Annotated in this window: 10 protein-coding genes and 1 pseudogene; 4 read left to right on the forward strand and 7 right to left on the reverse strand. The window is 57.9% G+C overall.

The window, feature by feature from the left end; genetic code table 11:
- The 3 genes and pseudogenes from WAW39_RS05640 to WAW39_RS05650 all read left to right on the forward strand — a co-directional run.
- Positions 1–457 (forward strand): annotated as a pseudogene (locus WAW39_RS05640) (SPFH/Band 7/PHB domain protein); the annotation flags it as partial.
- A gap of 215 nt (positions 458–672) precedes the next feature.
- A complete protein-coding gene (locus WAW39_RS05645; RefSeq protein WP_422316650.1) occupies positions 673–1,881 on the forward strand; it encodes a saccharopine dehydrogenase family protein in 1,209 nt (402 codons plus the stop codon).
- A gap of 23 nt (positions 1,882–1,904) precedes the next feature.
- On the forward strand, positions 1,905–2,594 hold the full coding sequence (locus tag WAW39_RS05650; RefSeq protein WP_422316652.1) for a hypothetical protein: 690 nt from the start codon (positions 1,905–1,907) through the stop codon (positions 2,592–2,594).
- Positions 2,595–2,719: 125 nt separating this feature from the next.
- Here WAW39_RS05650 and WAW39_RS05655 read toward each other — a convergent pair whose 3' ends face one another.
- Positions 2,720–3,253 carry a carbohydrate binding domain-containing protein gene (locus WAW39_RS05655; protein ID WP_422316654.1) on the reverse strand — a complete coding sequence of 178 codons (534 nt, stop codon included), beginning with the start codon at positions 3,251–3,253 and terminating at the stop codon, positions 2,720–2,722.
- Positions 3,254–3,739: 486 nt separating this feature from the next.
- Here WAW39_RS05655 and WAW39_RS05660 point away from each other — a divergent pair, with 486 nt between their 5' ends.
- Positions 3,740–4,591, forward strand: a complete 852-nt coding sequence (locus WAW39_RS05660) for an MYG1 family protein (RefSeq protein ID WP_422316656.1) — start codon at positions 3,740–3,742, stop codon at positions 4,589–4,591.
- A 39-nt stretch (positions 4,592–4,630) separates the two neighbouring features.
- Here WAW39_RS05660 and WAW39_RS05665 read toward each other — a convergent pair whose 3' ends face one another.
- From WAW39_RS05665 to WAW39_RS05690, 6 genes are all read right to left on the reverse strand, one after another.
- The gene (locus tag WAW39_RS05665; protein ID WP_422316658.1) at positions 4,631–5,254 is read right to left on the reverse strand and encodes a hypothetical protein; all 624 of its coding nucleotides are present in this window, start codon (positions 5,252–5,254) and stop codon (positions 4,631–4,633) included.
- Between the two features lie 214 nt (positions 5,255–5,468).
- A complete protein-coding gene (thrS, locus tag WAW39_RS05670) occupies positions 5,469–7,430 on the reverse strand; it encodes a threonine--tRNA ligase (protein ID WP_294401065.1) in 1,962 nt (653 codons plus the stop codon).
- A 113-nt stretch (positions 7,431–7,543) separates the two neighbouring features.
- Positions 7,544–8,416 carry a transglutaminase family protein gene (locus WAW39_RS05675; protein WP_422316662.1) on the reverse strand — a complete coding sequence of 291 codons (873 nt, stop codon included), beginning with the start codon at positions 8,414–8,416 and terminating at the stop codon, positions 7,544–7,546.
- On the reverse strand, positions 8,413–9,255 hold the full coding sequence (locus WAW39_RS05680; RefSeq protein WP_422316664.1) for a transglutaminase-like domain-containing protein: 843 nt from the start codon (positions 9,253–9,255) through the stop codon (positions 8,413–8,415). The genes WAW39_RS05675 and WAW39_RS05680 overlap by 4 nt, the downstream gene beginning before the upstream one ends.
- Before the next feature lie 203 nt (positions 9,256–9,458).
- A complete protein-coding gene (locus WAW39_RS05685) occupies positions 9,459–9,668 on the reverse strand; it encodes a hypothetical protein (protein WP_422316666.1) in 210 nt (69 codons plus the stop codon).
- 68 nt (positions 9,669–9,736) lie between these two features.
- A partial coding sequence (locus WAW39_RS05690; protein WP_422316668.1) for a hypothetical protein occupies positions 9,737–10,299 on the reverse strand: 563 nt, incomplete at its 5' end.

A 10,299-nucleotide genomic window follows, 5' to 3' on the forward strand; every position in this document is an offset into this window, starting at 1 on the left:
GAGCGACACCGTGCGCAACGAAGTCACGCCCAAGTCCCATGAATGGGGCTACAAGCTCGGCAGCGTCTACATACGCAAGGTCCACTTCCGCGATGCCATGATGATCAAGCAGATCGAAAGCAAGGTCGTCAACCGTCTCCGTCAGGTCACCTCCGCCATCAAGCAGGACGGTGTCAATCAGGTCAGCGTCATCACCAGCACCGCCGAAAAAACAGCCGCCATCGAGCTCGCCAAAGCCGCAGCCGTCCGCCCAGAAATCGTCGGCAACGCCCTCCGCGACATCTCCAACGACCCCGACGTGGCCCAAGCCGTCTTCGACGTTCTCGAAGCCCAGAAAATCATCAACGGCAAAGCCTCCGTCACCCTCATGCCCGCATCATCCAGTGGTCTGCTCACCGATTTGCTCGCTGCACAGCCTGCGCGAGGAAACGGTGGTCCGCCGCCGGTCAAGGCGTGATAAGTCTGGTCACACGCTGCTGGCATTCTGAAATTGGCTTATCGGGACCTTTCCTCCCGCCATTTCCGTCGCTTGCATTCCCCCTCCGTCTGCTACACTCGCTCTCCCGCCAACCTGGCATTTGATTCGCTTCGCTCACCCTTCGGGCTCCCTGCGGTCGTCTGTCTCGCTTTGCTCGGCTGTCATTCTAATTTCATCATTCCCCTTTCCCCTTCATGTCCCACAGAGTCCTCATCATCGGAGCCGGCGGCGTTGGCCGCGTTGTCGTTCATAAATGCGCCCAGCTTCCCGATGTATTCGGTGAGATCATGCTGGCCAGCCGCACGAAATCCAAGTGCGACAGCATCGCCGCAGAACTGAAGCGCCCGATTCAAACCGCCGCCGTGGATGCGGACAACGTGCCGGAGCTGGTCAAGCTGCTGAAAAGCTACAAGCCCGAAGTCGTCATCAATGTGGCGCTGCCGTATCAGGATCTCACCATCATGGACGCCTGCCTCGAAGCCGGCGTGCATTACATCGACACCGCCAACTACGAACCGCGTGACGTGGCCAAGTTTGAGTACCACTGGCAGTGGGCCTATCAGGACAAGTTCAAGAAAGCGGGCCTCACCGCCCTGCTCGGCTGCGGCTTTGACCCGGGCGTGACGAATGTGTACACCGCCTACGCGATGAAGCACCACTTCTCGAAGATCGACACCCTCGACATCCTCGACTGCAACGCCGGCGACCACGGCAAGGCCTTCGCCACGAACTTCAATCCCGAGATCAACCTCCGCGAAGTCACCGCCAACGGCCGCTACTGGCAGGATGGCAAGTGGGTGGAGACCAAGCCGCTCGAAATCAAGCGCAGCTTCCCTTTCCCCGCTGGCATCGGCCCGAAGAACATCTACTGCCTCTACCACGAGGAGCTGGAGTCGCTCACCAAGCACTTCGACATCCGCCGCGCACGTTTCTGGATGACCTTTGGCGACGCCTACATCAAGCACATGGAAGTGCTCGTGAACGTGGGCATGACCGGCATCCATCCCGTGAAGCACAAAGGCGTGGACATCATCCCCATCGAATTCCTCAAGACCCTTCTCCCCGAACCCGGCACCCTGGGTGCAGACACCAAGGGCAAGACCTGCATCGGCAACTGGATCGAAGGCACGGGCAAGGATGGCAAGCCGCTGCGCTACTACGTGTACAACATCTGCGACCATCAGGCCTGCTACGTTGAAACCAACTCCCAGGGCGTCAGCTACACCACCGGCGTGCCCGCCATGATCGCCGCGCGTCAGCTCCTCACCAATCCCGCCGAGTATCGCCAGCCGGGCGTCTGGAATGTGGAGCAACTCAATCCGGATCCCTTCATGGCTGACCTGAACGCCTACGGCCTGCCGTGGCAGGAGACCTGGCCGACGGAGCCTCTGCCAGGAGAGTGATCCACTTTTTCCTCCCCGCTTCTATGAGAATCCGATTTGCGGCAGCGTGCTTCACCTGCTGCGTCGGGTTCTGGACGGCGGGAAAGGTTCAGCCCCAAGCACAGACAGTTGAGGATCGCTGTGTCGATGCCTTGAGAGCCTCTGCGGTGATCGATACCAGCCTCGATTCTGATTTTTTCAGATCCAAGCAAGCGTCCTATCCCTGGCACATCATCGAGCATGATGACGGTCATCTGGAAGACACCATTGCCGGCGGCCCGGTAAACCGCAAAACAGTCAGCAAGATCGAGCACACGGCCAGCTGCATCTCCACGCACCAAGGAGAGCACCTCATGTCTTTCTGTGAAGCGACTGAGCGTGGACAAGGAGTGGATCTGGTCATCACCGGTGGCATGCCCGCCTATGCGAGCATGCTGACGGTGAATCTCGACGAAAAGAAGCAGATCACCTGCTCCTTTGAAGCCACCTATCCCATGACCATTCCTGGCGAAAAGCTTCAGTGGCGCATCACCAAGAAAGCGTTTCGGATGAAAAGCGAGGGATACAAACCTGGCACCCGTTTGCTCGGCTGGCTGACCGTGGAGTTTGAAGAGATCACCACCCTCAAGGGAAAAGAGACACGAAGGAGCTACAAGATCGAGGGTTATGTAAAGCCGATGGTACAAAAGCAGCAATGCCCAGCCGAGGTCAAAGATATTGATGCCCCATTGTGAATCACAAAGCCGCAGGCCCGCAAAAAAATTCAAGGTCGCGATGATAGTCCAAGGTCAAAGCGGGAACGAAGGGAAACCATCGCCAGGTGTACACGATTGACCATCACTCGACTGGTGAAACGCTTTCAGCCCTTTCTGCTTTTGCCAATTTCAATAAGCTTGAGATCATCAAACCAAGCAGTGCCAGTCGTCATGCTGAACCAACCGCCCAAACGGCAGCCCACCTGGACCGTGTCCGAAGGGCCTGAATCAAATTCAAATTCGACTTTTCGCCATGATTCAGAGCCTTTAAGGGATGGCGAGCGCTCATAGGTGCCATCCAATGACAAATTGGCAGCCTGACCACCTTTGACCACAACATCTTTGGTCTTGATGTAGCCGGTAAAACGATAGCGCATGCCCGGCTTCACTTTGACGATCTGTTTACAGAAAGTGTCACTCGCTCCAGGATTCGTAATGCGCAAGCTGGGCGTCTCGCCACGTTTGACATCCTTGTCCAAGTCCACCTTTCCCAAATTTTCGTGAGAGGTCACTGTCCAGCCAGTCATGGCGCTCTCAAAGGCGGCATTTTCCAATAAATTCGGCCTCCCGCCCTTCGGCTCGGCAGCATTGAGTGCAAGAGAGGACGAGACCAGTGTCAAGATGATAAAACGGACCATTTTTCAGTAGTTTGATTGTTTAATTTACAAAATTAATAGAACAATTGATGTGCAATGACGCCTAAACACACAGCATAAATTCACTTATTTCACCCGGGTAAAGGATCACTACACTTAATTCACCTAATGTAAAATCTCTTTCTCCTACGAACAAACAATTTACACAGAAAATCCAACATTTGTATTACATTTTTTCTTAAGCATAGCGTGGCACGATCCAGCCAATACGAGTTTCAATGCTTTGGTATAGCTTTAAGAGTTCACCTCGCACACGGCCTTCAATGAAAGCGATTCCGCAGAGAGTGTGTTGGACCAGCGGCAAGACAAAACACGATTGTCAAAGACCGCAATAGAACATGTGAAAGGGAAACCTTGATTGGAATGATGCCGTCAACGGTCATCCATCTTGACTATCCCTTGAACTCTCGGCCACCTGCGCTCCGCTCCAGCCCCTCATCTGATTGTCTCCCCATCTCATTTTCTTCCATGTCTCTGACCCTCATCCTCACCCACCCCGGCGGCTCCCATAAAGACGAACTCCTCGCCTGCAGCCTCCTCGCCGCCGTGCACCGCGTGCCCATCGTCCGCCGCGAACCTACCCTGGAGGATCTCGCCGATCCCACGATTGCCGTCGTCGATGTCGGCGGCGAGCATGCCCCGGAGCGCAACAACTTCGACCATCATCAATTCCCTGCCGACCATCCTCCCGTCTGCGCCCTGAGCCTCGTGCTGCAGCATCTCGGCGTCTATGAAGACGCCCGCCAGTTCTGCGACTGGCTGGAGCCCGCCGAATGGTTCGACACCCGCGGCCCAAACGTCACCGCCAAGTGGCTTGGTGTGGACCGCAATACCATGAACAAGCTCAACTCCCCCATCGACATCACCGTGCTGCGCCGCTTCGCCAAAGCCAAGCGCCTGGAGCCCGGCGAGCCCCTCTGGGAAATCCTCAGCTACATCGGAGCCGATCTCCTCGAATACCTGCGCGAACTCCGCACCCGCCTCGACTACATCGCCCAGCAGGCGCAAATCTGGACCGTGGACGAACACGAAATCCTCTTCCTCCCCCGCACCGATCCCATGCCCGACGAGCCCTCCGCCGGCATAGATCGTTACCTCGCCACCATCGGCAAAGCCACCACCGTCGCCGCCCTCATCTACCCCGACCGCCGCGGCTCCGGCTACGGCCTCTCCCGCCACAACGACAACCCACTCTACGACTTCACCCGCATCGACAAACAACCCGACGTCCACTTCGCCCACGCGCGCGGCTTTGTGGCGAAGACGTCAGCGTCGGGGATTGAGCGCGTGAAGGAACTGCTGGGATTGGCGCGGGTGTAGGGCTCATAGCCAGATAGCAGAGCCCCTCGACCGCATAGACTATTCTTCGGGCATCATCACCGACAGGTCATCAACATCGCAGAATCCTTCCGCTTTCAGCCAGGCAACAAGCTGACGGCCGTGTTCCACCAAGCTGGCATCGTGAGGCAAAGTATGATTGGCCTCCAAGTTAATCTGGCATCGACGCCCTCTCAGCCGATGTGTCATCTCGACCAGAAAACCCCGGTGAGGCTGGAGCAATGCCAAGACCTGATCGGACTCAAATTGCTCTTCAAAATCTCCAAACACAGCCATCCGTTCGCGAATCCGAGTGAATGAGTATTCCTGAGGATGCCCAAAAAACAGCATGCTCGTGGATGGCAGGTTCATTGTCATGCCAAGGCCGTCCGGAGTCTCAAGGTTTACCAATGTTCCCGAAGCACCCGCTTCCACAAAGGTGCTCCAGTTCCTGTCGCGGGGATATGAGGTATCTCTCCGTATGCTCCACTCAATGAGCTCCTCCATGGAAAACGGCGTCACATCAAGTCGCGTCAGCTCATCTGGATCATGCCACCACACATAAATCTCACCCGAATCACTGGAGATAAAGTAAGCATGCCCATCAGAATCGCCACCTACCTCAAAACAACGATCAGGCGACTTGATCAGATCGCTCCCTGGCATTGATTGCAATTCTTCAATCGAACCTCGAAGACTTACGATATGATCTGAAAGACTTTCTGTTAGGGGGCAGACCCAGCACTCTCCTCGCGCAAATGACAATCGGGATCGAGCCCAGAGCCGTCCCCCAAGATTCGAATTCGGAGCCGAGAATGAACCGAAATCCTGACCTGGGGAACTCAAGCTATGGAACCGCATGGACGAAAGATCAGAGCCTTTACAGCCTCCGCTCCTTCACCTCAGCCGCAATCTCCGCCAGGAACTCAGCAATCGGCTTCACCCCGAGATCACCCTTCTTGCTATGACGCACCGCCACACACTGAGCAGCCGCTTCCTTCTCACCAAGAACGAGCATGTAAGGAATGCGATCAAGCTGGGCCAGACGGATCTTCGCACCGATCTTATCAGCGTCGTTGTTCAATGAGACCCGCAGACCCGCATCCTTAAGCTGCGCGTAGATCTCATCCGCAAAGGCATCCACCTTCTCGCTGATGGTAAGAATGCGCACCTGCTCAGGCGCAAGCCAGGTTGGGAAGTGACCAGCAAAATGCTCGATGAGCACGCCGCAGAAACGCTCCATGCTGCCGAACGGCGCACGATGAATCATCACCGGGCGATGCGGGCGGTTGTCCGCGCCGTTGTAGGTCAGGTCAAAGCGCACTGGCAGGACGTAGTCCACCTGCACAGTGCCCAGCTGCCATTCGCGGCCGATGACGTCCTTGATGACGAAGTCGATTTTCGGGCCGTAGAACGCGGCCTCGCCGGGCTCTTCGGTGAAGGGCACGCCGAGGGTGGCAGCGGCTTCGCGGCAGGCGGCTTCCGCCTTGTCCCACTGCTCCGGATTCCCGGTAAACTTGCTGCTGTCAGGGTCACGCAGACCCACGCGCACGCGGTAGTCATGCATGCCCAGAGTGTTGAGCACGATCTTCACGAGACTGAGGCAGCCGAGCACTTCCTTGGCCACCTGATCTTCGGTGCAGAAGAGATGGGCGTCGTCCTGCGTGAAGCCACGCACGCGCGTCATGCCGTTCAACTCACCGCTCTGCTCCCAGCGATACACCGTGCCGAATTCGGCAAGGCGCACCGGCAGGTCGCGATAACTGCGCGGCTGGCTGTCGTAAATCTTGATGTGATGCGGGCAGTTCATCGGCTTCAGCAGGAAACCGTCGAGCAGCTTGTCATCCGGCAGCACACGGTCTTCCGTGATGACTTCCTTGCCCGCACGCTCGTTGAGCTGCTGGCGCATGCGGGCAGACACGGCACCCAGGCGCTCCATCACTTCACAGCAGCCGCAGCCTTCCTTGATCACCTTCGCGAGATCATCGTTTTCAATGACCGGCGCGAACTGGCTGTCCTTGTAATACGGGAAGTGACCGCTGGTTTTGTACAGACCCACCTTGCCGATGTGCGGCGTGAAAACCTGGCTGTAGCCCTGCTTGCGCAGCTCTTCGCTGATGAAATTCTGCAATTCCTGACGCAGGATCGCCCCATTCGGCGTCCACAGGATGAGCCCCTGCCCCACTTCTTCGTCGATGTGGAAGAGCTTCAGTTCCTTGCCCAGCTTGCGGTGGTCGCGCTTCTTCGCCTCTTCGAGTTGCTCCAGATGCTTCGCGAGTTCTTCGCTCGTCGGGAAAGCCGTGCCATACAGGCGCTGCAGCTGCGGCTTCGTGTCGTCGCCCATGTAGAAGGCGCTCGCCACGGACATAATTTTGACATGCTTGCACTTGCCGCTGTAGCCCACGTGCGGGCCCGCGCAGAGGTCGATGAAGTCACCATTCTGGAAGGTCGAGATCTGCTCGCCTTCAGGAATCTTTTCCAGCAGGTCCAGTTTGAACGTGCTCGGATTCCCCGGACGCTCCGTCAGACCACCCAGACGGCCGGATTTCGCCAGCGCGATGGCTTCATCACGGCTGACGCCCTTCCATTCGAATTTCTGGTTCTCCTTCGAGATCTTCTTCATCTCCGCCTCGATCTTCTCGAAGTCATCCGGCGTGATGCGGTGATCCGGCAGATCAAAGTCATAGTAGAAACCGTTTTCGACCGGCGGGCCGTAGGCAAACTGGGCGTTCGGCCACAGGCGCAGGATGGCGGTGGCCATCACGTGGGCACAGGAGTGGCGCAGGCGATCGATGTCTGACATCTGAGCGCGTTCTTCGAGGGTCTTGCGGGCTTCGGACATGGTTGTAAGTGGGGCCGTGTCCATGCCGCAGGACGCGACGAGATTCAAGATGATAACGACAGGGAAAGCAGCCGAGGGCATTCTCCGCCTCCAGCCCCCCATCAAATGAGGCCTTACAGCTCCGGCGTCGAAAACTCCACACCGACGTCCATGCTCAGGAACGCACCTGACGGCCCGAAATACCGTCCGCTCACCGGCATCACGCCGCGCGGGTGGTGACTCGTCCCGGTGACGATGTGCCGGTGCTCGCACCGTTTTCCCGTCGTCGGGTCAAAGCCACGCCAGCCAAGCTGGGGAAAATACACCTCCGCCCACGCATGGGTCGAGCCACGTGCCGCACGCGTCGCCTGGCAGTCCAGATATCCGCTGGCAAAGCGAGCGGCGATGCCCAGATGCCGCAGCGTTTCCATCATCAGCGTCGCCACGTCGCGGCACGATCCGCTGCCCAGAGACAAGGTGGTTCCCGGCGTCTGCACCCCCTTCTGCTCGCGGCGCATGTAGCGAATTTTTTGGTGGATGGCTTCCGCCGCTTGCAGCACGAAAGCCTCGGCACTTGGAAACTCCCTGGGGTTGGGCAGTGTGTCGATCCAAGCCTGCATGGCGGCCGTTTCCTCGGCAAAGACCGGTGTCATATACCCCTTCAGGATGGCCTGCTCCAGCAGATCATACTCCAGCGGATAGGGATTGGGGCTGTGTGACTTTTTGGGGGGCGTATCCGGCGAAAAAAAGCGCCTCACCACCACATCCACATCAAATTTCAACTCCTTGCCCGGCTCACGAAAATGCGCATAGGCGATTGAGTTCCCGAAAACATCCCATGCCCACGTCACATCCGCCGCGGGCGTGATGGAGAGACTCAGCTGCTCCACCCGCAAGTCGTGCCCCTCTCGCGGGCGGATCACCAGACGATGCATGTCGAAGGTCACCGGCTCCGCATATTGGTAGTGCGTGCGGTGAATGATCCTCAGAAGATGGCTGTCACTCATGGTTCAATCAGTACGGCCCTGCCCGCCAGATCGGCGGCACTGAGCGGTTGAAATTCATCCGACACACAGGACACCGACATGCCGGTCATCTGCATCTGGCCAAAAATCGTGGCCACGGCGGCGTCTGCAGCATCGCGCCCGGTGGCGGTGCGGACCAGCCCATTGAGCGCAGCCCGTTGCGTGGGATCAAAAATGAACCAGCGGTTTCCGATGCAGGCCTCAAAACAGGCGTGAAAATCGGGCGGCTGCATGCCGCACGCATATCCCGCAAAATAACGGGCCGGAATAGAAAGCGCCCTGCAGAAAGCGATTCCGAGGTGGGCGAAATCCCGGCACACACCCGCACGCTGCGTCACCGTGTCATAGGCGGAGGTCTCCTCATTCGTGGTGCCGCTGAGGTAGTCGATGTTTTCAAAGATCCAGTCCGCGATGGCCACCGTCTGATGATAGGGATGCTCGATGATGCCAAACATCTTCATCGCCAGCCGTCCCATCCGGTCAGACTGGCAGTAGCGGCTCGGGAACAGATACGAAATGGCCGAACGATGGATCTCCGAGATCGGGATGCCCTGAATCTCTTCATGATCGACCAACTTGTGCCGCGTCTCGGCCACCACCGCGTAGCTCACCTCCAGCTTTGTGGCATCGCCTGTTTCCAATCGGATGTAGCGGTTCCCGCTCGGTCCTGCCGGCAGTTCTTCCCACATTACGCCAGGTGTCACAGAGAAGGATTCCTGCCGCAGCTTTTGATTCTTTGTAGCAAGCGCATGGATGCTCAGCAGCATCGTGCTTCTCATCAGCACGTCATATTGAAGTTCAGTGTTGATTTGAAAAGCCATGTCTGGGAGCATCGCCCCGAAGGAGGAACAAGCAACGGGCCAATCGCCGGGATCTCACATCACTCTCAGCGCAGGTCGGCGGGAAACAGGCGCGCGCATCCGCCACCGTATGCTCGGCATGGCCGCCGTCGAGGGTAGAGCCGGTGAACTTGGCCTCATCGCACAGGCTTTCGCGATCACTGCAGCGGCAGGCCGAAAGTCATTTAGCGCCCACCACGCGCGGACTGTGATTTCGGACTCGCTTTCACCTGACGAATCCCTCGATCCTCACGCAGGTCTTTGGACTGCTTGAAGTTGTTGTCATGCTTGCGGGGCCGGCTGGCGGTCTCGCTGTGGTTGGCCCCCAGCTTGCGTGGAAGAGCCTTCGCTGGGGTTTCAGGGGTGGCGTTCGTGGCTGTGGTTTTCGTTTTCATGGCGGTGATGTGATCTTGTCATGGGCACGCATCTGCGGCTGCTCGTGGTTTGGTCATTGCCGGGCGGATCATGCGCTGACGGGAGGCTTCGCTGCGGGTGCGTCATTCTTCTCAACGTCCTCAAACGAACGCCGCACCGTTTCAATCTGCTGCCGGTAATGCTCGGCGTCGCCGTAGTCGAAGAAGTGCCGGTAGCGGCTGTGCATGGAATTCATGCGCAGCGCGTGCTTGATGGGGCACCAGTACTGCTCCGTGCGCGCGGCGATCTCCGTGGCGCAGGCCAGCACGCCGTTGGCATAGCCGCAGTACTCGCAGTTGAATTTCTCCGCCCAGTTCAGGTAGGCCAGATGCCGCCGGTCCAGCCGGATGTAGTCGCTGCGCTTCACCTTCGGAATGCCGTAGACAGGAAAGCAGACGGCCTGGTACACGATCATGGCCACATCCAGCAGTGCGATGGGGATGAAGCACGCCCAGATCACCGGCGTGGTGAGCAGGATCATGAAACGCGAGTCACGGATGTAGCTGGCAAATCTCTTCACCAGCAGCTTGTGCCGTGCGTGTGCTTCCTCGGTGAAGCGCACCTTGCCCTGGCGCACCTCGTAGAAGAACTCCAGCTCCTTCTTCTGCAGCT

Source organism: Prosthecobacter sp. (assembly GCF_049294395.1).
GTDB lineage: Bacteria > Verrucomicrobiota > Verrucomicrobiia > Verrucomicrobiales > Verrucomicrobiaceae > Prosthecobacter.

What these genes read in the sequence shown, in the direction of transcription:
- WAW39_RS05660 (WP_422316656.1), top strand. Translation starts at nt 3,740, where the DNA reads ATGTCTCTGACCCTCATCCTCACCCACCCCGGCGGCTCCCATAAAGAC.
- WAW39_RS05680 (WP_422316664.1), bottom strand. Translation starts at nt 9,255, where the DNA reads ATGGCTTTTCAAATCAACACTGAACTTCAATATGACGTGCTGATGAGA.
- WAW39_RS05685 (WP_422316666.1), bottom strand. Translation starts at nt 9,668, where the DNA reads ATGAAAACGAAAACCACAGCCACGAACGCCACCCCTGAAACCCCAGCG.
- WAW39_RS05655 (WP_422316654.1), bottom strand. Translation starts at nt 3,253, where the DNA reads ATGGTCCGTTTTATCATCTTGACACTGGTCTCGTCCTCTCTTGCACTC.
- WAW39_RS05675 (WP_422316662.1), bottom strand. Translation starts at nt 8,416, where the DNA reads ATGAGTGACAGCCATCTTCTGAGGATCATTCACCGCACGCACTACCAA.
- WAW39_RS05650 (WP_422316652.1), top strand. Translation starts at nt 1,905, where the DNA reads ATGAGAATCCGATTTGCGGCAGCGTGCTTCACCTGCTGCGTCGGGTTC.
- WAW39_RS05645 (WP_422316650.1), top strand. Translation starts at nt 673, where the DNA reads ATGTCCCACAGAGTCCTCATCATCGGAGCCGGCGGCGTTGGCCGCGTT.
- thrS (WP_294401065.1), bottom strand. Translation starts at nt 7,430, where the DNA reads ATGTCCGAAGCCCGCAAGACCCTCGAAGAACGCGCTCAGATGTCAGAC.
- WAW39_RS05665 (WP_422316658.1), bottom strand. Translation starts at nt 5,254, where the DNA reads ATGCCAGGGAGCGATCTGATCAAGTCGCCTGATCGTTGTTTTGAGGTA.